This is a genomic window from Nocardioides albidus, assembly GCF_006335005.1.
GTDB classification, from domain to species: domain Bacteria; phylum Actinomycetota; class Actinomycetes; order Propionibacteriales; family Nocardioidaceae; genus Nocardioides; species Nocardioides albidus.
In genome coordinates this window covers 109,425-131,508 of record NZ_VDMP01000021.1, presented here as the reverse complement: position 1 = coordinate 131,508, position 22,084 = coordinate 109,425, and the positions used below count along the sequence as shown (strand labels likewise).

19 protein-coding genes are annotated in these 22,084 nt (G+C 73.1%); 14 read left to right on the top strand and 5 right to left on the bottom strand.

Annotation, left to right across the window (positions count from 1 at the left end):
- Both FHP29_RS22630 and FHP29_RS08305 read right to left on the bottom strand, forming a co-directional pair.
- On the bottom strand, window positions 1–184 hold a 184-nt coding region (locus FHP29_RS22630), incomplete at its 3' end, for an FAD-dependent oxidoreductase (RefSeq protein WP_240044391.1).
- A complete protein-coding gene (locus FHP29_RS08305) occupies window positions 181–1,779 on the bottom strand; it encodes an adenylate/guanylate cyclase domain-containing protein (RefSeq protein WP_139622403.1) in 1,599 nt (532 codons plus the stop codon). The genes FHP29_RS22630 and FHP29_RS08305, both read right to left, overlap by 4 nt.
- Window positions 1,780–1,880: 101 nt before the next feature.
- On the opposite strand from FHP29_RS08305, the gene FHP29_RS08300 reads away from it, so the two are divergent.
- The 5 genes from FHP29_RS08300 (at window position 1,881) to FHP29_RS08280 (ending at window position 5,463) form a co-directional block, all read left to right on the top strand.
- The gene (locus FHP29_RS08300; protein WP_139622402.1) at window positions 1,881–2,753 is read left to right on the top strand and encodes a neutral zinc metallopeptidase; all 873 of its coding nucleotides are present in this window, start codon (window positions 1,881–1,883) and stop codon (window positions 2,751–2,753) included.
- Between the two features lie 178 nt (window positions 2,754–2,931).
- A complete protein-coding gene (locus FHP29_RS08295) occupies window positions 2,932–3,441 on the top strand; it encodes a nuclear transport factor 2 family protein (RefSeq protein ID WP_139622401.1) in 510 nt (169 codons plus the stop codon).
- Window positions 3,438–3,938 (top strand): PGPGW domain-containing protein, encoded by a 501-nt coding sequence (locus FHP29_RS08290; RefSeq protein WP_139622400.1) that lies wholly within the window; start codon window positions 3,438–3,440, stop codon window positions 3,936–3,938. Before FHP29_RS08295 ends, FHP29_RS08290 begins: the two co-directional genes overlap by 4 nt.
- On the top strand, window positions 3,935–4,516 hold the full coding sequence (locus tag FHP29_RS08285) for a sugar O-acetyltransferase (protein WP_139622399.1): 582 nt from the start codon (window positions 3,935–3,937) through the stop codon (window positions 4,514–4,516). The genes FHP29_RS08290 and FHP29_RS08285 overlap by 4 nt, the downstream gene beginning before the upstream one ends.
- Entirely contained in the window at window positions 4,513–5,463 is a 951-nt protein-coding gene (locus FHP29_RS08280) for a patatin-like phospholipase family protein (RefSeq protein WP_139622398.1), read from the top strand. The genes FHP29_RS08285 and FHP29_RS08280 overlap by 4 nt, the downstream gene beginning before the upstream one ends.
- Before the next feature lie 44 nt (window positions 5,464–5,507).
- On the opposite strand, the gene FHP29_RS08275 is transcribed toward FHP29_RS08280, so the two are convergent.
- Both FHP29_RS08275 and FHP29_RS08270 read right to left on the bottom strand, forming a co-directional pair.
- Window positions 5,508–7,199, bottom strand: coding sequence for an amidase (locus FHP29_RS08275; protein WP_139622397.1), 1,692 nt, complete (start codon window positions 7,197–7,199; stop codon window positions 5,508–5,510).
- Window positions 7,196–8,245, bottom strand: coding sequence for an agmatine deiminase family protein (locus tag FHP29_RS08270; RefSeq protein ID WP_240044390.1), 1,050 nt, complete (start codon window positions 8,243–8,245; stop codon window positions 7,196–7,198). The genes FHP29_RS08275 and FHP29_RS08270 overlap by 4 nt, the downstream gene beginning before the upstream one ends.
- Window positions 8,246–8,423: 178 nt before the next feature.
- Between FHP29_RS08270 and FHP29_RS08265 the strand changes: the two genes are divergently transcribed.
- From FHP29_RS08265 to FHP29_RS08225, 8 genes are all read left to right on the top strand, one after another.
- Entirely contained in the window at window positions 8,424–8,777 is a 354-nt protein-coding gene (locus FHP29_RS08265; protein ID WP_139622395.1) for a cytosine permease, read from the top strand.
- Window positions 8,778–8,799: 22 nt separating this feature from the next.
- Complete coding sequence (locus tag FHP29_RS08260) at window positions 8,800–9,399, top strand: TetR/AcrR family transcriptional regulator (RefSeq protein WP_158296521.1); 600 nt, start codon at window positions 8,800–8,802, stop codon at window positions 9,397–9,399.
- Window positions 9,396–9,983 carry a TetR/AcrR family transcriptional regulator gene (locus FHP29_RS08255; RefSeq protein ID WP_139622393.1) on the top strand — a complete coding sequence of 196 codons (588 nt, stop codon included), beginning with the start codon at window positions 9,396–9,398 and terminating at the stop codon, window positions 9,981–9,983. Before FHP29_RS08260 ends, FHP29_RS08255 begins: the two co-directional genes overlap by 4 nt.
- Before the next feature lie 463 nt (window positions 9,984–10,446).
- Window positions 10,447–10,920, top strand: coding sequence for a TIGR03943 family putative permease subunit (locus FHP29_RS22625; RefSeq protein ID WP_139622392.1), 474 nt, complete (start codon window positions 10,447–10,449; stop codon window positions 10,918–10,920).
- A gap of 69 nt (window positions 10,921–10,989) precedes the next feature.
- On the top strand, window positions 10,990–14,388 hold the full coding sequence (gene recC, locus FHP29_RS08240; RefSeq protein ID WP_139622391.1) for an exodeoxyribonuclease V subunit gamma: 3,399 nt from the start codon (window positions 10,990–10,992) through the stop codon (window positions 14,386–14,388).
- A 74-nt stretch (window positions 14,389–14,462) separates the two neighbouring features.
- Window positions 14,463–17,855 (top strand): UvrD-helicase domain-containing protein, encoded by a 3,393-nt coding sequence (locus FHP29_RS08235; RefSeq protein WP_139622390.1) that lies wholly within the window; start codon window positions 14,463–14,465, stop codon window positions 17,853–17,855.
- On the top strand, window positions 17,852–19,648 hold the full coding sequence (gene recD / locus FHP29_RS08230; RefSeq protein ID WP_139622389.1) for an exodeoxyribonuclease V subunit alpha: 1,797 nt from the start codon (window positions 17,852–17,854) through the stop codon (window positions 19,646–19,648). The genes FHP29_RS08235 and recD overlap by 4 nt, the downstream gene beginning before the upstream one ends.
- Before the next feature lie 83 nt (window positions 19,649–19,731).
- Complete coding sequence (locus FHP29_RS08225; protein WP_420813400.1) at window positions 19,732–20,331, top strand: ACT domain-containing protein; 600 nt, start codon at window positions 19,732–19,734, stop codon at window positions 20,329–20,331.
- A 153-nt stretch (window positions 20,332–20,484) separates the two neighbouring features.
- Here FHP29_RS08225 and FHP29_RS08220 read toward each other — a convergent pair whose 3' ends face one another.
- Window positions 20,485–20,931, bottom strand: a complete 447-nt coding sequence (locus FHP29_RS08220) for a nitroreductase family deazaflavin-dependent oxidoreductase (RefSeq protein ID WP_139622387.1) — start codon at window positions 20,929–20,931, stop codon at window positions 20,485–20,487.
- A gap of 125 nt (window positions 20,932–21,056) precedes the next feature.
- On the opposite strand from FHP29_RS08220, the gene FHP29_RS08215 reads away from it, so the two are divergent.
- A complete protein-coding gene (locus tag FHP29_RS08215; RefSeq protein WP_139622386.1) occupies window positions 21,057–22,001 on the top strand; it encodes a 1,4-dihydroxy-2-naphthoyl-CoA synthase in 945 nt (314 codons plus the stop codon).
- Window positions 22,002–22,084 lie beyond the last annotated feature (83 nt).

The window sequence follows — 22,084 nt, the reverse complement described above, 5'->3', positions numbered from 1 at the left end:
CGACGAAGAACAGCCCGCCCAGCGACCAGTGCGCCTGGCCGCCGAGGTTCGCGCGGTTCTCCTGGTCGAGGACGAGCACCCGCTTGCCGGCCCTGGTGGCCTCGTAGGTCGCGACCAGCCCGGCGAGGCCGGCTCCCACGACGATGGCGTCCGGCTCGAATCCCTGCTCCACTCCCTGGCTCACCCGGGGGAGCCTGCCAGACCCGAAGTGTCGGCGGCGAGCACCCCGAGGCGGGTCGGCTCGCTCCGTCCGCGCAGCACCACCTCGCCGTACGCCGTCCAGTGCGCCGCCTCCGGATCGCCGGCGGCCGCCACGGAGTCCCAAGAGGCGAGCACCCGGCCGGGGACGTCCTTGGCGAGGTCGGTCAGCCGGGCGGCGGAGTTCACCGCGTCGCCGATGACGGTGTATTCGAACCGCTGCTCGTGGCCGACGTTGCCTGCGACCACCTGGCCGGTCGCGACGCCGATCCCGGCGCCCACCTCCGGCACCTCGACGGCGAGCCGTCGTGCCATCGCGCGGGCCGCGGAGAGCGCGGCTGCGGCATGCTCCGCGTGCTCGACGGGGGCGCCGAAGATGGCGAGCACCGCGTCGCCGATGAACTTGTTGACCAGGCCGTGGTGACGGTCGACCTCGTCCACCACGACCGCGAAGAAGCGGTTGAGGACGGCGACCACCTCGGTCGGCCCGTGCTCGGTGGCGTACGTCGTCGATCCGACGAGGTCGACGAAGAGCACCGAGCAGACGCGGGTCTCGCCGCCCAGCTCGATCTCGCCCGCACCGAGCGCCGCGGCCGCGGCAGCGACCTCCTGGCCGACGTGGCGGCCGAAGAGGTCGCGGATCTGCTCGCGCTCGCGCAGGCCGTGGACCATCGAGTTGAAGCCGGTCTGCAGCTGTCCGAGCTCGGTGCCGTCGTACACGACGATGTCGGCGTCGAGCCGGCCCGCCTCGACCTCCTGCATCGCGTCGCGCACCGACAGCAGCGGGGCCACGACGGAGCGGGCGTTGAGATCGGTGATGAGGAACCCGAAGACCAGGACGATCCCGCACACGATGATCGTGACGGCCGCGAGCTGGTCGAGCGTGGCGTCGGAGCCGGCCGGCGGGAGCGCGAGGATCGCCGTGATGAGCAGCCCGACCAGCGGCGCGGCCGTGCCGAGCGTCCAGAAGATCGCCATCCGCGGACCCACGCCGACCCCGCGCACCCGCTCGGTCACCGTGGCGTCCTCCAGCGCCCGGGCGGCGATCGGGCGCAGCGTGAACTCGGGCAGCAGGTAGGCGATCCCGCACACGACCATTGCGCCGATGCCGACGGTGAGCGCGGTGCCGACCGCGCGCGAGGGCTGCAGCAGGATCGTGAGGACGGTGAACAGCGCCGTCCCGACCACCCAGATCCACAGCTGCGCGAAGGTCAGGGTCAGCGGCACCCGCAGCGCCCGTGCCCGCTGGGCGTCGTCGACCTCCGCGTCCGGCTGCGTGGCCCAGCGCAGCGCCCGCAGCGACGACGTCGTGCCCCAGATCGCGCCGACGATCGCGGCCGCGACGACGTAGGTCGGGATCGCGATCGCCAGCGCCAGGACCATGCCCCGCGTCGGCGGCGGGGAGGGGATCGCCCAGGTGTTGATCACGAAGACGACGAGTGCGCCGACCAGGTTGGTCGTCACCAGCATCACCGTCAGCAGGACCTGGATCCGGACCCGCAGCTGTCGCGGTCCCTGGTCGCGAGGTCCCAGCAGCCGTGAGCCGAACGGGCTGCGCGGTCGGGAGCTCGCGCGGGCCATGGCCGAAGCGTAGATGTTCGGGGGAGTCGGGGCGCTGTGGATCGCCGAGCCGGTCCACTCACCGCGGGTTCGGCACGGCCGTGAGGGGGTAGGGGCGAGCCATGACCCGGATCCCGCGACCGTTCCTCGCCGCCGTGCACCTCGTGGTGACGGCCCTCGTCGGTGCCCTTCTGTCCGTCTCGCTCAGCAGCCCCGCGAAGGCCGATGCCGCTCCGCTCGCCTCCGCGCCGGAGGCCCGCGTGGCGCTGCCCAGCGCCCGGAGGCCGCCGTCGCCGAACAGGGTGCTCAAGCACAACCCGATCTATCGGGTCAAGGCGCTCAAGGACCGCGCCTGCATCCGTCACGCCGTGCCGCTCGACACCGCGGCGCATGTGACGGAGTACTACACCGTCCTCAAGGGCTGCCTCGACAAGGCGTGGCGGAAGAAGGTCAAGAAGGCCGGTCTGCGCTGGCGGAAGCCGGCGATGGTGGTCTGGTCCCAGGCGGTCTCGACCCCGTGTGGGCCGGGCGAGATCTACGTGTCGACCTACTGCCCCGTCAACCGCACGATGTACCTCAATGTCGAGGAGGTGCTGGCCTGGGCCAGGGATCCGGCCAGGGACGGCCTCGGCGGTCGGCTGGGGTGGCTGCGCGCCGCCTTCGTCCTGTCGCACGAGTACGGCCACCACATCCAGACCCAGATGGGTGTCTGGAAGGCGATCGCCAGGAAGGTGAGCACCGGGAGGACGACCTGGGCGGCGAGCACGCCCGCCACCGAGCTGCAGGCCTCCTGCCTGGCGCTGGTCTTCCTGCACTCGATCCGTGCCACCTATCCCATCGAGGACGCGGTGCTGGCCGACTGGAGGTGGCGTCTGATCCGCCTGGCCTCGCACGGCACCGACGCCAACCAGATGTTCTGGATGGACCGTGGGTTCGCGACGGGGCGCCCGAAGGCGTGCAACGTGTTCAAGGCGCCGGCCGGGCTGCGCGCCTGACCGTGGTCGGGTGACCCGGGCCGGGGCGACGGCGTGTGCGCTCGCCTCGGCCCCGGCCGAAGCGTCGATGTTCGGGTGCCGTCGTTGGTGGGACCTGCTTGGATCGACCCATGAGGCCACCCCACGGAGTTCCCCTCCTCCGCTTCGCTCCCCCGAACAACTCCGCGGGGACCCCGGAATGAGCCGAGCCCCCTCCTTCGCCGCCGAGGAGATCACCGAGGCCTACGCCGCCTTCCACGAGCAGGTGGCCGGCTTCACGGCGACGGGCGAATGGGACGGCTACGCGGACCTGTTCACGCTCGACGCGGAGTACGTCGAGCACGCGATGGGCACCTTCCGCGGCCGCGACGAGATCCGCGCGTGGGCGGTGCGGACCATGACGTCGTACCCGGGCCGGGTGATGACCGGCTTCCCGCTCTCCTGGCAGGTCGTGGACCCCGAGCACGGCCGGCTGGTCTGCGAGGTGCTCAACTCGATGCCCGACCCGGGCGACGGGACGATGCTCACCGAGCCCAACATCACGATCATGACGTATGCCGGCGACGGCCTCTTCTCGCGCGAGGAGGACGTCTACAACCCGCTGCGCTTCCACGCGATGGCGCAGCGGTGGGCGCGGATCGCGGCGCAGCACGACAACGCCGACGAGGACGTTCTGGCCTGGCTCGACCGCTTCGGGGGCGGGCGGTGACCGGCGCCGCGAAGCGGGTCCTCCTCGAGGTCCTCGGCTGGCTCCTGCTGCTCGCCGGCATCGCGGCGATGATCCTGCCCGGCCCCGGCCTGCTGCTGATGGCGGCGGGCCTCGCCGTGCTCTCCCAGCAGTACACCTGGGCCGAGCGGCTCCTCGACCCCGTCCTGCTGCGGGCGCTTCGCGCCGCGGCCGACGGAGTGGAGACCTGGCCGCGGATCGTGATGTCGACGATCGGCGCCCTGGGGCTCGCGGCGTTCGGGGCGCTGTGGATCGTCAGGCCGGAAGCGCCGTCCTGGTGGCCGATCGCCGACAGGTGGTGGTTGTTCGGCGGCGCGGGCACCGGGATCACCCTGATCGCGTCGAGCCTGATCGCGTTGGCCCTGCTCGTCTACTCGTACCGACGCTTCCACGGCAAGCCGGAGGCGCGCGCCGCGCTCGAGGGCCGCATCGAGGAGGCCGACGAGCGGCGCCACCACGAGCACGAGGAGGAGAGATGACGAGCACCGCGGACGACCCGCGGTCGATGAAGGAGCGGATGCTCGCCGGCGACCTCTACCTCGCCGACGACCCCGAGCTGGTCGACGCCTACGTCCGCGCCCAGGAGCTGACCGAGGCCTACAACGCGACCGGAGTCCGCGAGCGTGAGCGGCGTACGGCGATCCTCGGCGAGCTCCTCGGCGCGATCGGCGAGGACACCGCGATCCGCCCGCCGCTGCACGTCGACTACGGCTCCCAGATCCGGATCGGCGCTCGGGCCTTCGTGAACTTCGGGCTCGTCGCCCTCGACGTCGCGGCCATCACGATCGGCGACGACGTGCAGATCGGGCCCAACGTGCAGCTCCTGACGCCGATCCACCCGCTCGAGGCCGGTCCCCGGCGCGACAAGTGGGAGTCCGCCGCGCCGATCACCATCGGCGACAACGTGTGGCTGGGCGGCGGCGTGGTCGTGTGCCCCGGCGTCACCATCGGCGCGGACACCGTCGTCGGAGCGGGCGCCGTCGTGACCCGCGACCTGCCTGCGGGCGTGCTCGCGGTCGGCAACCCGGCCCGGGTGGTGAGGGAGCTCGGGCCGTGAGCGTTCCCCTCCTACGCGCCCTCCTCGACCGGCAGCACTCCGACAGCCGTCCGGGGCAGCGCGACGACGGTCTGCGGATCGCGCTGGCCATCGAGGGCGGCGGCAGCCGGGCGGCGTACTCCGCCGGCATGGCGCTGGCGCTCGACGAGGCCGGTCTGACCGGCTGCTTCGACGACGTCTACGGCACCTCCGGCGGTGCGCTGAACGGCGCCTGGCTGCTCACCGGTGAGGCGCAGCGGTGGATCCGCAGCTGGGCGTGGCCCGAGGTGGCGGACGCCAAGGTCACCGATCCGCGGCGCGTGCTGCGCGGAGGGCCGGTCGTCGACCTCGGCCGGCTCGTGCACCACGTCTACGAGTCGATCACGCCGATGGACTTCGACGCCATCCTCGCCAGCCCGATCGGCTTCCACCCGATCGCGACCGACGCGCGCAGCGGGCGGGCCACCGACCTCGCGTCGTACGTCGTCGACCGGCCGAGCCTGCAGACCGCGCTGCGCGCGAGCTCGTGCCTTCCGCTGCTCGCCGGCCGCCCGGTGCGTCTGGGCGGCCGGACCTTCGTCGACGGCGGGCTGTCGGAGGGGGTGCCCTTCCGGACGGCGCTGGACCAGGGCGCGACCCATGTCCTGGTGCTGCGCACCCGACGCTCGGACCAGCGCGCCGTGCCGCCCTCGCTCTTCGAGCGGTTGGCGCTGACGCCGTACTTCCTGCGCCACGGCCGCTCCGCGGGGCGTGCCCACGTCGAGCGCCACCGGACCTACGCGGCCGACGACGTGCTGCTCGCCGAGAGCTCGGTGGCGGAGGTTCCCACGCTGGTGGAGGTGCGTCCGCCGCTCGGCTCGCCGGACGTGTCCCGCCTCGGCGCCGACCTCGCCGACGTCGAGGACGCGATCGAGCGCGGACGTGCGGTGATGGCGGCGTTCCTGCGCCAGCTGTCGGCTGACTCCTGAGGGCGCTCAGGAGCCAGCCGTCGACGACGGTGCGGCCCGCCGGATCAGCCGAGCGGCGGCGTGCGCGGCGGCACGGTCCGACGCACGCCGGTCGCCTCGAAGGCCGCGGCGAGCTCGAGCAGTGCCGTGTCGTCGTAGGCGCGGCCGGCGAAGGTCAACCCCACCGGCATCCCGATGTCGGCCATGGTGCCCATCGGCACGGTGACGGTGGGGATGCCGAGGTGGCGGATGGCCAGGTTGCCGTTGGCCACCCAGACGCCGTTGCGCCAGCCGAGATCCGCTGATGCCGGGTTGACGTCCATGTCGGCGGGGCCGATGTCGGCCATCGCGGGGAACACCACGGCGTCGATGCCCAGGTCGTCCATCCACTCCTCGAGGTCGAGGCGTCTCGTCTCCTCGAGTCCGCGCACGCCGTCGGCGAGGTGGGGGATGTCGATGAACGAGGCGTACGGGTGCTCGCGGACCTGTGCGGGGTACGACGCGATGTCGTCGTCGAAGCCGGTGTACCGGTCGGGGAGCGCACCCTCCGGGGCCGGGAAGATCAGCGCCCCGTCGACTCCGGCGAGGCCGGGGAGCTTCGGGTCGCCGTTGGCGGCCAGGAAGTCGTCCCAGGCCCAGGCCGAGAGGTCGACGATCTCGTGCTGCAGGAACTCGGGGGAGACCAGGCCGCGGGTCCTGATCGTCGGGGCGCCGGCCCGGTCGCCCTCGTAGTTGGTCACGACCGGGAAGTCCACCTCCACCACCTCGGCGCCCGCGGCCTCGAGGTCGCGGCGGGCGGCCTCCCACAGCGCGATGACAGAGGCCCGCGTCTCGATCCGTTCGCCCGTCGCGCCGCCGATCGTCGTACCGGTGCCCGCCTCGGGGTCGGCGTTGACGTACATCCGGGGGATGCCGAGGCGCTTGCCCGCCAGCGAGCCGCGCAGGTCGAGGTAGGAGTGGGGACGGACGTCGGAGGATGCCGGGACCTCGACCCACGGCTGCGCGCGCCAGAAGTCGCCGCGCTGCTCGTGGTCGTCGGCGACGATCACGTCGAGGACCTCGAACAGGTCGGCCATCGTGCGGGTGTGCGGTACGACGACGTCCATGGTCGGGACCAGCGGCCAGTTCCCGCGAACCGAGATCACGCCTCGGGAGGGTGTGTAGGCGCACAGCGCATTGCAGGAGGCCGGCGCCCGCCCGCTCGACCAGGTCTCCTCGCCCAGCCCGAAGGCCGCGAACGACGCCGCCGTCGCGGTGCCGGACCCGTTGGACGAGCCTGAGCCGAAGGCCGAGGTGAGCCAGGCGTCGTTGTACGGACTCTCGGCGCGGCCGTAGACGCCGCGCTGCATGCCGCCGTTCGCCATCGGCGGCATGTTGGTCAGACCGAGACAGATCGCGCCGGCGGCTCGCAGTCGCTCGATGGTGAACGCGTCGCGCTGGGCGACCAGGTCGGCGAAGGCAGGGGAGCCCGAGGCCGCGGTCAGGCCCCGGACGAGATAGCTGTCCTTGGCCGTGTAGGGGATGCCGTCGAGGGGACCGCGCGACTCGCCGCGCGCTCGCCGGGCGTCGGACTCGGCGGCCTCGGCGAGGGCGTCGGGGTTGCGCACGACGACGGCGTTCAGGGCGGTCGGCGTCTCCGGTGCGTCGAAGGCGTCGATCCGCGCCTCGTAGGCACGCACCAGCTCCACGCTGGTGGTCTCGCCCGATTCCAGGGCGGCGCGCAGCTGGGCGATGCTCGCCTCGACGACCTCGATCATCGCGCCACGCCCGTCGGGAGGGCGGTGGGGAGGAGGGCGGGCTGCTGCTGGGTGATGCAATGGATCCCGCCACCGCGCTCGAAGATCGCTCGCGAGTCGACCGTCACCGCTCGGCGGCCCGGGTAGGCCTGCTGGAGGATCTCCCGTGCCCTCGCGTCGGCCTTCTCCTCGCCGAACCCGCACACCACGATCCCGTCGTTCACGACGAGGTGGTTGAGGTAGCTCCAGTCGACGAATCCCTCGGCATCGGTGAGGCACTCGGGGGCCGGCACGTCGATGATCTCGAGCGGCCGTCCGGCGGCGTCGGTCTGCTGGGCGAGGAAGGTGCGCAGGTCGCGGGTCACGTCGTGGTCGGGATGGTCGGGGTCGGGCTGGTGGTGGAGCAGGACCCGTCCGGGGGCCGGCATGCCCGCCACGATGTCGACGTGGCCGTTCGTGCCGAACTGCTCGTAGTCGCGGGTCAGGCCGCGCGGCAGCCAGATGAAGTGCGTCGCGCCGATGGTCCGGGCCAGCTCTGCCTCGACCCGCGCCCGGTCGGCGTACGGGTTGCGGCGGGGGTCGAGCTGCACGGTCTCGGTCAGCAGCACGGTCCCGGCGCCGTCGACGTGGATGCCGCCGCCCTCGTTGACGAGGAGTGAGCTGATCAGCTCGGCGCCACTGGCCTCGGCGACGATCCGGGCCATGCCCGCGGACTTGTGCCACTGCGACCATTCGTGGTCGCCCCAGCCGTTGAAGATCCAGTCCACGGCGCCGAGGACGCCGGGCCGGTCGGCGTCCAGGACGAAGGTCGGGCCGACATCGCGCATCCAGAACTCGTCGAGCGGCGCCTCGAGGATGGTCACGTCCGAGCCCAGCAGATCGCGCGCACGCGAGGTCTCACGCGGGTCGGCCACCATCGTGACCGGTTCGAACTCCGCGATCGTGCGGGCGACCGCGGTCCACGCGCGGTAGCACTCCTCGGCCGCTTGTGCGGTCTCGCCGAGGGTCGGCCCCTCGCACGGGAACGCCATCCAGGTGCGCTCGTGCGGAGCGGATTCAGCGGGCATGCGCCAGGTCATTCGGACACCTCGGGGTCGCTGGTCGGCGGAACGATCTGCCGCACCGTACCCGACGGGGTCGGCGTACCGGACGACGTCTCGAACGCGCAATGAAGAATTACTAGTGACATGTTCAGTTCCTTCCTAGTGTGGCGCATCTCACCACGATCTGGCTAGCCGGAGTGACATGACTGATCACGCGGACGCCTCGATCGCGATCGAGCAACACGGCGTCGACACGATCCCCGACCAGGACCGCACGGGGCGCCCACGCGACGTGGTCAACATCGTGATCGGGTCGAACCTCTGCCTCGGCGTGGTCATCTTCGGCTGGCTGCCGGCGACCTTCGGCCTGAGCTTCTGGGAGAGCGTGACCGCTCAGGTGGCCGGGACCCTCGCCGGCTCGCTGCTGGTCGGCCCGCTCGCCATCGTGTCCTTGCGGGGGTCACGGCGGCGGTCGCCTACCTGGTGCTCAGCCGTGAGCCGGAGGTCTCCTCGGTGCCGGAGACGGTGGAGGTCGACGCTCAGCCCCCGGCCGTAGCCCTGCTCCTACCATGGGTGCCATGGGCTCCGCCTCGGTTGCTTCCAAGCGTGCGGTGACCCGTGCGCAGATCCTCGACGCGACTGTCGAGGCGATCGGCCGGGAGGGAGTGGCCGGGATCAGGATCGATGCCGTTGCCGCGGCCGCAGGGGTTTCTCCGGGCCTGATCTACTACCACTTCGCGAACCGGCAGGCACTGGTGCGCGCAGGCCTGGTGGAGGCACTGGAGCGGTACACCTCGCAGTCCCGCTCGCCGGGCGGTCGTGACTCCGTGGCGCACCTGGTCGACGAGCTGCAGCGACACATCGGGCTGCCCGAGGACGGCGGCGAGGGCCGCGGGCGGGTGCGCACCGCCGCGATGGAGGCGGCGGTGTTCGATCCGGAGCTGCTTCCGGCTCTGGTGCACTCGACCCAGCTCTGGGAGGCGAGCGTGGCTCGCCTGATCGAGCGTGCCCGGGGTGAGGGGGGAGATCCGGTGGAGGTGGCGGGGGTGGCCGAGGCGCTCACCGCGATCGCCGACGGGCTGCGCCAGCGGGTCCTGTCGGGGACCCTGGCGCGCGACGAGGCCCGGCGGATGGTGGCGACGATCGTGCCGGTCCTCCTGGCCGGACCTGCCGGATGAGCCGGGCTTCCGCGGCGTCGAGCCGTGACCGGATCCTCGCGGCGACGTGCGAGGTCATCGGAGGTCGGGGGATCGCCTCGTTCGCGGTGAAGGACGTCGCCAGGACCGCTGGGGTGACGGCTCAGCTGCTCTACTACTACTTCCCCAACCGCGAGTCGCTGGTCGCGGCTGCCCTGGAATACGCCAACGAGCAGGCGCCCTCGGTCAACCTGCTGCTCAGCGACGCGGACAGCAAGGGGCGAGACGCGCTGCGGACCGCGCTCCTGGCCGAGTTCGACGACGCGCCCAATGTCCGCAACCTCAACGTGCTCTGGAACGAGGTCGCGACGCTGTCGGCGCAGTACCCCGAGCTGCAGTCGACCCTGGACCGGGTCACCTCGCTGTGGGACCAGCAGATGGCGGTCGGCGTGCTGCGCGCGATGGTGGACGGCTCGCTGCGCGCCGACCTCGAGCCGCGGCTGGTCGCTCAGGCCCTGACCTGTGCCGTCGAGGGACTGAGCCAGCGCTGGCTCGCCGGGGTGATCGACGCCCAGCAGGCGCGAGCCGCGCTCGACCTCGTGCTGTCGTCGCTCGGTGCGCCGTAGACGCACCGGGTTCACGCGTTCGTGCGCGACGTCTCGTCGTCGGGTGTGCCCGTCTCGTGACGAGCCCCTCGCGACGGTCCGGCGACATGCCCACGGTTTGGTGAACCTTTAAATACACCTATCGACGCGTTCAGTTTTGTGGGACACTCTCCAGGACCGCCGATGCGGACGCGGAGCTCTACTACGAGGCGTCCCTCCAGGCCTCGGCCGGTGCGGCGGGCATCAGCGCGACGACCTCGATCGACGCGGTCGCCGTCGACGGCGGCAACCAGCGCACCGCCCTCGACGACCAGGGCGCGACCTACCACCCGGCCTGGTCGCCGGACGGCACCCGGATCGCCTTCTCCTGGCGGCAGGGGAGGAGGCTGGCGATCTGGCAGGTCGAGCCGGGCGGGCGTCCGGTGCGGGTCACCGACGACGCGGGGGACGACGAGCCCACGTGGTCGCCGGACGGTGCTTGCCCGTGCTGGTCGTGCTGGCCGTCCCGATCGACCCGCTGTCGAGTTTCGCGGCCGAGCGCCGCTCGGCGTACTCCAGTGCCACCTTCGCCTCGGTGGCGCCGCCGGCGAAGGGCGAGAGCCTGACCTTCCAGCAGTTGGTGGCAGCGAGCGGGTCCGAGGAGACCAGAGCCGCACTCGCCGACCGCGAGGGGGAGGAGGTCGAGCTCGTCGGACTGGTGACCGAGCCGGAGCGGTCGGGCTTCCTGCTGACCCGGTTCGTCGTGGCCTGTTGCGTCGTCGACGCGACGGTCGCCCAGGTGCAGATGCGCCCGCGAGACGCTGCCTCGCTCGAGGAGCTCGAGGAGCTCGAGGAGAACGCGTGGGTGCGGGTCACCGGCCGACTCGCCCTCGATGACGAGGGACTGCCCCGGCTCGACGACGCGCGGGTCGAGCCGACCGAGCGGCCTGACCCGCCGTACCTCTATCCGGGCGGATAGCGAGGTCGCTGGGAGCTGGCCGGCACACCGGGACGGTTCCGTCGAGGGCGACGACTAACCTCGGCCGCGATGACCCTCCACCTGCACCGCGCCGCGCGCACCGACCTGCTCGCCGACGAGCTCGGTGAGCTGCTCGCGACGCCGCTGGCCGATCCGTTCGCCAGCGAGGTCGTCGTGGTGCCGGCCAAGGGGGTCGAGCGCTGGCTCACCCAGCGCCTGTCCCACCGCCTCGGCGCCGGCCCGGGCAGGGGCGACGGCGTGTGCGCGGGCGTGCGCTTCCTCCAGCCCGCCTCGCTGGTCGGACTGCTGCTGGGCCGCGACCGCGACGACCCGTGGCACCCCGACGCCCTCGTGTGGCCGCTGCTCGCGACCATCGACGAGTCCCTCGGCGAGCCGTGGTGCGCGGCGCTGGCGACCCACCTCGGGCATGGCCTCGACGCCGAGGAGGGTGAGTTGCGCCGCAGCCGCCGGTGGTCCGTCGCGCGCCGGCTCGCCGAGCTGTTCGCGTCGTACGCCGTCCAGCGGCCTGCGCTCGTGCGCGAGTGGCGTGCGGGCCGCGACACCGACGGCGCCGGGGGGCGTCTGGCCGCGGACCTCGCCTGGGAGGCCGAGCTCTGGCGCCGGCTCCTCGCCCGGATGGCCGCGGCCGGGCACGTCGAAGGGCCTGACCAGCGACACGACCGGGTCTGCGCGGCGTTGCGGTCCGGCTCTGCCGAGGGACTCGACCTTCCGGACCGGCTCTCGCTGTTCGGCCACACCCGGCTGCCCGAGACCGAGATCGACCTGCTCGTCGCGCTGGCCGCCCACCGCGACGTCCACCTCTGGCTGGCCCAGCCCTCCGCCGCGCTGTGGCAGGCCGTGGCGGAGGCGGGCGCCGAGGTCGGGCCGCGGGCCATCGCGGCCTCGGCCGAGCTCGCCCACCATCCCCTGCTCGCCTCCCTCGGCCGCGACTCCCGGGAGCTCGCGACGGTGCTGAGCGCCCGGGTCCGCGCAGGCCAGGCGCACGACGCCGGATCCGCGCCCGACCCGGAGGCGCCCGACGACCTCCTCGGCTGGCTGCAGACCGACCTGCGCGCCAACGCCGCGCCGGCGGCCGAGGTCCGCGCCCGGCGGGTGCTGCGCGCCGACGACCGGTCCCTGCAGGTGCACGCCTGCCACGGCCCGGCGCGCCAGGTCGAGGTCCTGCGCGAGCTGCTCGTCGGACTGCTCGAGGACGACCCGACCCTCGAGCCGCGCGACATCGTCGTCATGTGTCCCGACGTCGAGACCTACGCCCCCCTCATCTCGGCCGGCTTCGGCATGGGCGAGCTTCTCGGCGAGGGCGCCGGTGCGAGCGGCCCCGGCTCGGGGCTGCATCCCGCCCACCAGCTGCGGGTGCGCCTCGCCGACCGTGCCACCAGCAGCACCAACCCGCTGCTGGCCGTCGCCGTCGTGCTCGTCGAGCTCGCAGGCGGGCGGGTGACCGCCTCGCAGGTCCTCGACCTGCTGGCCCGCCCGGTGTGCCGGCGCCGGTTCGGGTTCACCGACGACGACCTCGCCCGGATGACCCGCTGGGTCGCCGAGGCCGGGGTCCGGTGGGGGATCGACGCCACCCAGCGGGCGGCGTACGCCATGGACGGCTTCGAGCACAACACCTGGCGTGCCGGGCTCGACCGCCTCCTGCTCGGCGTCGCGATGAGCGACGACGACCACCGCCACGTGGGGCGCGGGCTGCCCGTCGACGACATCGCCAGCGGCGAGATCGAGCTGGTCGGCCGGCTCAGCGAGGCGGTCGCGCGACTCGGCTCGTGCCTGTCCGCCCTCGAGGTGGCGAGCGCCGCCGACGAGTGGTTCGCCGCGATCACCGCGGGCGTCCGCGATCTGTGCGAGGTCGATCCCGACGACGCCTGGCAGCTGCCGCAGTTCGAGCGCGAGCTCGCGCGCGCCCGGGCCAGCGCCGACGAGGGCGATCCCGGAGTGCCGCTGCGGCTCGCCGACGTCCGCGCACTGCTGCACGCGCGGCTCTCCGGACGGCCCACACGCGCCAACTTCCGCACGGGCACGCTGACGGTCTGCACGATGGTGCCGATGCGCTCCGTCCCGCACCGCGTGGTGTGCCTGATCGGGCTCGACGACGGCGTGTTCCCCCGCACCAGCGGAGTCCACGGCGACGACGTCCTCGCGCGCGGCCCGCGGGTCGGCGAGCGCGACCTGCGCGGGGAGGACCGGCAGCTCCTCCTCGACGCGATCCTCGCGGCGGGGGAGCGGCTCGTCATCACCTACACCGGAGCCGCCGAGCACACCGGCCAGGAGCGGCCACCCGCCGTCCCTCTGGGCGAGCTGATCGACGCGCTCGACCGCACGGCCGCGGAGCCGGTGCGCGCGCAGGTCGTGGTCCGCCATCCGCTGCAGGGCTTCGATCCGCGCAACCACCGCCCCGGAGCGCTCGTCGGCAGCGGGCCCTTCAGCTTCGACCGCGCCTCCCTGGCCGGCGCCCGCGCGTCCGTGCGCGAGCGGACGCCCGTCCCGCCGTTCCTCGCCGAGACCCTCCCCGCGCGGCCCGCGCAGGACGTCTCCCTCGCCGACCTGGTCGACTTCGTGCACCGCCCGGCCCGCGCGTTCCTGCGCGGTCGCCTCGACGTCGCGACGCCGTTCGAGCCCGGCGAGGTCGCCGACGCCATCCCCGTCGACCTCGACAGCCTCGAGAGGTGGGCCATCGGCGACCGGCTGCTGAAGGCCGTCCTGTCCTCCGACGACCCGGCCGCGACGGGCGAGGCCGTGATGCTGGCCGAGCAGCTGCGCGGCTCGCTGCCCCCGTTCGGGCTCGGCCACGGCGCCCTCACCGACGTCGTCCGCGACTGCCAGGCCCTCCTGCAGCAGAGCGTCGGCCTGCGCGCCACCCCGGCCCGCAGCGTCGACGTCGACGTCGATCTCGGTGACGGACGCCGGCTCACCGGCACCGTCCCTCGCGTCCACGGCAACCAGGTCGTCGACGTCAGCTACTCCCGGCCCGGGCCGCGCCAGCGTCTCACGTCCTGGCTGCGGGTCGTCGCCCTCACCGCCGCCCACCCCGACGAGAACTGGACCGGCCACGCCGTCGCCCGCGCCCGCAGCGGCCCTCAACGGGCCCTCGCCGGTCCCCTCGACCACCGTGCGGTCGAGTGGCTGCGTGCCCTCGTCGCGCTCTACGACGAGGGCGCCGCCCGACCGCTCCCGCTGCCGCTCAGGACCGCGCACGCCTGGGCCGAGGCCCGGGCCAAGCAGCTGCGGGGCATGGACATCGACCCGATCGACGCGGCCGCCGGCGCCTGGACCACCGACCCGTTCAACGCGTGGGGGATCAAGGGCGAGGACGACGATCCCGTGCACCGGCGGATCTGGGGGCACGCCGCGCCCGTCTCCGTCCTGATCGACGCCGGCCTCCCGGCGTACGCCTGGACGCTGTGGGAGCCGCTGCTCACCGGCGCCGAGCGGGTGGGACCGCTATGAACTCATCGGTTGCAGATTCCCCCGACCAACGCCGCGGGGACCCCGGTCTCTCCGCCGACCGCGACTCGAACAGCATGTCGCCGTTCGACATCCGCGGCCCGCTGCCCACCGGCACCACCCTCCTCGAGGCCAGCGCCGGCACCGGCAAGACCTGGACCATCGGCGCCCTGGTGACCCGCTACGTCGCCGAGGAGGGCGTCCCGCTGGAGCAGCTGCTCGTGGTCACCTTCGGCCGGGCGGCCAGTCAGGAGCTGCGCGAGCAGGTACGCCGCCAGCTCGTCGAGGCGGAGCGCGCGCTCGCCGGCGTGGCGGAGGAGGATCCCACCGAGGTCATCGAGCAGATCCTCGACTGCTCGCCCGAGGAGCGACGATCGCGGCACCGCCGGGTCGGTCAGGCGCTCGCGGACTTCGACGCGGCCACCATCGCCACGATCCACCAGTTCTGCTCGCTCGTGCTCGACTCCCTCGGCGTCGCCGGCGACACCGACGCGCGCGCCCGGCTCGTCGAGGATCTCGACGACCTCCTCGTGGAGGTGGTCGACGACCTCTACCTGCGCGCCTTCGCCCATCTCCCCGCGGGCACCGCCCCGGCCTTCTCGCACACCGAGGCCCTCGCCATCGCGCGCCGCGTCGTGGCCGACCCGCAGGCCGATCTCGAGCCCGCCGACCTGCCGCGCGACGATCCCGCCGGACGCAAGGTCGCCTTCGCCGCGGCCGTGCGCAAGGAGATGGCTCGGCGCAAGCGACGCCTGGGCGTTCTGTCCTACGACGACCTGCTCGACCAGCTCGCCGACGCGCTCGAGGACCCCGACTCACCGGCCCGGGCGCGGATGCGGGCGCGCTGGCGGATCGTGCTGGTCGACGAGTTCCAGGACACCGACCCGGTCCAGTGGAAGGTCTTCGACCGCGCCTTCACGGGCGAGGCGACCATGGTGCTCATCGGCGACCCCAAGCAGGCGATCTACGCCTTCCGCGGGGGCGACGTCACGACGTACCTCACCGCCGCGGACACCGCCACCACCCGGCAGACGCTGGCCGTCAACCGTCGCAGCGACGCGGCGCTCGTCGCCGGCTTCGGGCGGCTGCTCGGCGGAGCCGAGCTGGGCGACCCGCGGATCGTGGTCCACGACGTCGCCGCCCATCACCAGCAGTCCCGGCTCGCCGGCGCGCCCCGGCCGGCCCCGTTCCGGGTGCGGGTGGTGCGCCGCGAGACCTTCGGCAAGCGCGGCGGAACCGCCCTCCCCGTCAACCAGGTCCGGCCTCACATCGCCCGCGACCTCGCCCACGACATCCGGGCGCTGATCGCCAGCGACGCCACCTTCGAGGGCCGGGCCCTGCGGCCCGACGACATCGCGGTCATCTGCTACCGCCACGCCGACCTGGCCGCCGCCCGCGCCGCCCTGCAGGAGGTCGGCGTGTCCGCCGTCATCGCCGGCGGGGGCAGCGTGTTCGCCACGCCTGCCGCGGTCGAGTGGCTCTCGCTCCTCGAGGCCCTCGAGCAGCCGCACCGCACGCCCCGGGTGCGGGCCGCCGCGCTCACCTGCTTCCTCGGCTACGACGCGGCCACCCTCGACGCGGGCGGTGACGAGCTCAGCGACGATCTCGGCGACCGGCTGCGGTCCTGGTCCGAGGCGCTGGCCCGGCGTGGCGTCGCGGCGGTCGTCGAGGCCGCGATGTCCGGCGGGATGCCCGAGCGGCTCCTCGGCCAGGTCGGCGGCGAGCGCACCCTCACCGACGTCCGTCACATCGGAGAGGTGCTCCACGAGGCGGCCCTGCGCGAGCAGATGGGCGCGGTCGCGCTGCTGGCGTGGCTGCGCCAGCAGGTGCTCGAGGCGCGGGAGGGTCGCGGTGCCGAGCGCACCCGACGACTCGACTCCGACGCCGAGGCCGTCCAGCTCGTGACGATCCACGCCAGCAAGGGCCTGCAGTATCCCGTCGTCTACCTGCCCTCGCTCGCCGACCGCTGGGTCGGCAAGCCCGACAAGCCGCTGTTCCACGACGCCGACGGCCGGCGCTGCCTCGACGTCGGGGGCTCCGGCCCGCGCTGGGCCGACCACTGCCGCCGCTGGGCCGAGGAGGAGAACGGCGAGTGGCTGCGCCTGCTCTACGTCGCCCTCACCCGCGCGCAGAGCCAGGTCGTCGCGTGGTGGGCCCCGACCCGCAATGCCGAGGCCTCGCCGCTGCACCGGCTGCTGATGCGGAAGCCAGACGCGGACGGACCCGGTCTTCGCAGCGAGGTGCCGGTCGGGCCGCCGGTGCCCGACGAGGACGCCGCGACCACCCTGTTCGCGACCTGGCGCGACCGGGGCGCCTTCGTCCCCGAGGTCGCCGAGCCCGTCGCCGACCTCCCTCCGGTCCCGAGGGAGGCGCCGGCCGACCTCGGCGCCCGCGAGTTCACCCGGTCCGTCGACACCGGCTGGCGGCGTACGTCGTACTCCGCCCTCAGCCATGTCGACCTCGGGACGCCCGTGCCCGCGGTGGGCAGCGAGCCGGAGATCCAGCCGAAGGACGACGAGCAGCTGACTCCGTCCGTTGACGTGCTCCCGGTGGTCGAGGAGCGAGGAGCACCAGCGACGAGCCTCGAAACCTCCGGGGCCGACGTACCTTCCCCCATGGCCGGACTCCCCGTCGGCGCGACCTTCGGCTCGCTGGTCCACGCGGTCCTCGAGCACGCCGACCCGGGCGCCCCCGACCTGAAGGCTGAGCTGCTCGGCCACATCGCCGAGCAGGTGACCTGGTGGCCCGTCCCCCTCGACGCCGACGAGCTCGCCGACGCGCTCGTCGCGGTGCTCGACACGCCGCTCGGTCCGTTGATGGACGACACCACGCTGCGCCGGGTCGGCACCGTCGACCGGCTCTGCGAGCTCGACTTCGAGCTTCCGCTGTCGGGGGGCGACCATCCCGAGCACCAGCCCGACCACCGCCCCGACGAGGAGGTGCTGCTCGGCGACATCGCCCGGCTGCTGCGCACCCACCTGCCCGACGGCGACCCGGTGCGTGCCTACGCCGACGCGCTCGACAACCCGCTGCTCGGCGGCCAGGTGCTGCGCGGCTACCTCACCGGCTCGATCGACGTCGTGCTGCGGCTCCGCCCTCCGGACGGCGAGGGCGCGGACGACCCGCGCTATGTCGTCATCGACTACAAGACCAACTGGCTCGGCCCCGTCGACGGGCCGCTCACGGCCGGGTCCTATCGACCGGCCGCCCTCGACGAGGCGATGGGTCACTCCGACTACCCGCTCCAGGCCCTGCTGTACGCCGTCGTACTGCACCGCTTCCTGCGCTGGCGCCAGCCGGGCTACGACCCCGCCCGCCACCTCGGTGGGGTGGCCTACCTCTACCTGCGCGGCATGTGCGGTCCCGACACCCCGCGGGTCGACGGCCGTCCGTGCGGCATCTTCACCTGGCAGCCGCCGGTCGCGCTGGTGGTCGCGCTGTCCGACCTGCTGGACGGGAGAAGGCCGTGACCGAGCTGTTCGAGCCCACCTCGGCCCACGACCCGCGCCTGGCGCGCGGCGTGGACGGACTGCTGGGGGCGTTCAACGCCGCCGGCGTGGTGGACGCCGCTGACGTCCGGGTCGCCGAGCGGGTCGCCGCCCTGGCCGGCGAGGACGACGACCGGGTCCTGCTCGCGGCCGCCCTCGCGGTGCGATCGGTCCGCGCCGGCTCCGTCGGCCTCGACCTCGACGCGCTCCCCGACCTCGACGGGACCGGGCTGGCCTGGCCCGCGCCCGAGGAGTGGGTGCCGGCGATCGAGGGCTCCGCGCTGGCCGCCGCCGAGGTGCTGCACGTCGAGCACGACCTGGTCTACCTCGACCGCTACCACCGGCTCGAGCGGCAGGTCGCCGACGATCTCAGGGCCCGGCTGGACCATGGGGGGCAGCTCGGCCCGCCGGCGGTCGACGAGGACGTGCTCGCCGCGACCCTGCGGCGGGTCGGCGACGCCCACCTGAGCGCGGAGCAGGCCACGGCGGTCGAGCACGCGGTGCGCCACCGCACGACCGTGCTCACCGGCGGTCCCGGCACCGGCAAGACCACGACGGTCGCGCGAGTGGTGCTGGCGCTGGCCGACCAGTTCGCCCTCACCCACCAGCGGCGGATGTCGGTCGCCCTGGCGGCGCCGACCGGCAAGGCGGCCACCCGGCTGGAGCAGGCCGTCGAGGAGGAACTGCGCGGCCTGGGCGCGCTCGGCGACGGCCCCCACCAGCTGCCGTCGCCCACCGGGGTCACCCTCCACCGGCTGCTGGGCTGGCGCCCGGACAACGCGACCCGGTTCCGCCACGATCGCGGCAACCGGCTCAAGTACGACCTCGTGGTCGTCGACGAGGCGTCGATGGTCGACCTGACGATGATGGCCCGCCTGCTGGAGGCCGTGCGCCCCGAGAGCCGGCTGGTCCTGGTCGGCGACCCCCGCCAGCTCACCTCGGTGGGCGCCGGAGCGGTCCTCTCCGACCTGGTCGCGGGTTTCGCCGTACACCCCGACCCTCCGGTCGTTGCACTCACCGAGAACCATCGCTCGACCGAGGAGATCAAGGGCCTCGCCGCGGCCCTGCGCGACGACTCGCCCGCGCTCGACGAGACGGCCGACCGGGTGCTCGAGGTCCTGCGCGCGGGCACCGGCGAGGTCACCTGGATCGAGACCGACGACCCGGTCACGGCGCTCCGGGCCGAGTGCACGGCCGCGGCGCTGCGGGTCCGCGCGGCGGCGGTCGCCGACGGCCCGGAGGCCGCCCTCGCCGAGATCGAGGGCTTCCGGCTGCTCTGCGCCCACCGCGAGGGCCCCTACGGCGTCCGGGTCTGGAACCGGTACGTCGAGCAGTGGCTCGCGGCCGAGATCGGCGCGCCCCTGGGCTCGGCCTGGTACGCCGGACGCCCCCTCCTCGTCACCAGCAACGACTACGCCCTCGACGTCTACAACGGCGAGACCGGCGTCGTCGTCACCGATCCCGCGGGCCGGCCCCGGGCGTGGATCGCCGGCGCCGGCGCCCCGCGCCCGTTCGCCCCAGGGCGCCTGGACGCGATCGAGACGATGCACGCCATGACGATCCACAAGAGCCAGGGCAGCCAGGCCACCCGGATCGCCGTCCTCCTGCCGGAAGAGGACTCGCGTCTGCTCACCCGCGCGCTCTTCTACACCGCCGTCACCCGGGCGCGCGAGAGCCTGCTCGTCGTCGGGTCCGAGGCCGCCGTACGCGCCGCGGTGACGACGACGGCGCAGCGCGCCACCGGCCTGCGCCACCGTCTCGCGCCGCCGGCGTAGTGCCCGCAGCGGTCGCCGGCCCAACCGGTGGGCCCGCAACCGGCCCGAAACCTGGGCCGGTTAGTGTCGAGGCCATGCCGTTCCTGCTGCGCGTGCTGCTGCCCGACGTCCCCGGTTCGCTGGGTCGCGTCGCGACGGCGATCGGTATGGCCGGCGGCGACATCGAGGCGATCGAGATCGTCGAGAAGCGCGACGACGGCACCGCGGTCGACGACGTCCTGCTCGAGCTCGACCCCGGGATGATGCCCGACTCGGTGGTCTCGGCGTGCAACGTCCTCGAGGACGTCGAGGTGCTCTGGATCAGCCGCTATCCCGCCGGCGGCAACCTGGTGATGGACCTCGAGGCGGTGGAGGAGCTCACCGCGTCCCCCGAGCGAGCCTTCGACAAGCTGATCGACCTCCTGCCCGCGACCTTCCGCGTCGACTGGGCCGCGCGGGTCCACCGCGCCAAGGGCGTCGTGTACCGCACCAGCGCCGCGCCCGACGACTTCGAGTTCGTCGAGATCGAGGCCCCGGTGCGCCTGGAGGCCCCCGAGGACGAGGTCACCCTCTTCGCCGCGGCCCGTCTCGACGGCAACGAGATCGTCGTCATCGGTCGGCGCGGCGGCCCGGAGTTCGCCGACTCCGAGATCGCCCGCCTCGGTCACCTCTGCGGCTTGGCCGTCACCATCGCGAACACCTGATCTCGCCGAGGTGCCACGGAAGTACCGCCGAGGTGCCAGGCAAGTACCGCCGAGGTGCCAATCCGAGTGCATGGGCTGTGACCTGGGTTGGCACCTCGGTGGTCCAGGGTTGGCATCTCGTGGGTACTTTCCTGGCACCTCGGCCGCGCGAGATCAGTCCGCGACCGGCTCCAGCAGGAAGACGGGGATCTCGCGGTCCGTCTTCTCCTGGTACGACGCGTAGGTGGGCCAGGTCGCGACGGCGTGGTCCCACCACCGCTGACGCTCCTCGCCCTCGGCCAGACGCACCTTGTAGGGCTTGGGCTCCGGCCCGTCCTGGAGGTCGACCAGCGGGTGGGCGACGAAGTTGGCGTACCAGCTCGGGTTGTCCGCGGCGCCGCCCTTGGACGCGATCGCGGCGTACACGCCGTCCTTCTCGACCCGCATGACCGGGTTCTTGCGGAGCTTGCCGGACTTCGATCCGACCGAGGTGATCACGACGATCGGGTCGTCGCTGCCTCGGAGCGTGTTGGCCTCGCGGCCGCCGGACGCCTCGTACGCCGCGACCTGGTCGCGGACCCACTGCTGGCTGCTCGGCTCGTACTCACCTTCAAGGGTCATGTCCCCACAAGAGCACGTGACCGCCCGCTATTCCAGGCATCTTCGCCGACCCGCGTGGAGTCGTGTGCCCCACAACCCGGATATCCGGGGTCTCAGGCACACGACCGATGTCATAGGTTCGGCCCATGAGTGCGATCGAGGGCGTGAGCGAGACGTTCGACGCGAGCCAGTGGGACGTCGTCCCGGGCTTCGAGGACCTGACCGACCTGACCTACCACCGGGCGAAGGCGCACGGCACGGTCCGCATCGCCTTCGACCGTCCCGACGTCCTCAACGCCTTTCGTCCGCACACGGTCGACGAGTTGTTGCGCACCCTGGACCACGCCCGTCAGTCCGCGGACGTCGGCTGCGTGCTGCTGACCGGCAACGGCCCGAGCGCGAAGAACGGCAAGTGGGCCTTCTGCACCGGCGGCGACCAGCGGATTCGCGGACGTGCCGGCTACCAGTACGAGGACAAGGAGATCGGCTCGGGTGACACCGGTGCCGAGGAGCCCAGCGCCATCGACAAGGCGAAGCTCGCTCGGCTGCACATCCTCGAGTGCCAGCGGTTGATCCGGTTCATGCCCAAGGTCGTCATCTGCGTCGTACCCGGCTGGGCGGCCGGCGGCGGCCACAGCCTGTTCGTCACCTGCGACCTCGCCCTCGCCTCCACCGAGCACGCCCGCTTCAAGCAGACCGACGCCGACGTGGGGTCCTTCGACGGCGGCTACGGCTCGGCGTACCTCGCGCGCCAGGTCGGCCAGAAGTTCGCCCGCGAGATCTTCTTCCTCGGCCAGGAGTACTCCGCCGACGACGCCGTCCGGATGGGCGCCGCCAACCGCTCCGTCCCCCACGCCGAGCTCGAGGCCACCGCCCTCGAGTGGGGCCGGCTGATCAACGGCAAGAGCCCCACGGCCCAGCGGATGCTGAAGTACTCCTTCAACCTCCTCGACGACGGGCTCGTCGGCCAGCAGCTCTTCGCCGGCGAGGCCACCCGCCTGGCCTACATGACCGACGAGGCACAGGAGGGGCGCGACCAGTTCCTCGAGAAGAGGGACCCCGACTGGTCGCCATTCCCCTGGTACTACTGAATCGGCCTGTTTGCGCAGGTCAGAGCGTTGCGGACCCTCTCTAGTCCGCAAAGAGTCCGCAAAATCCGAGAGAGGTCCCTCCG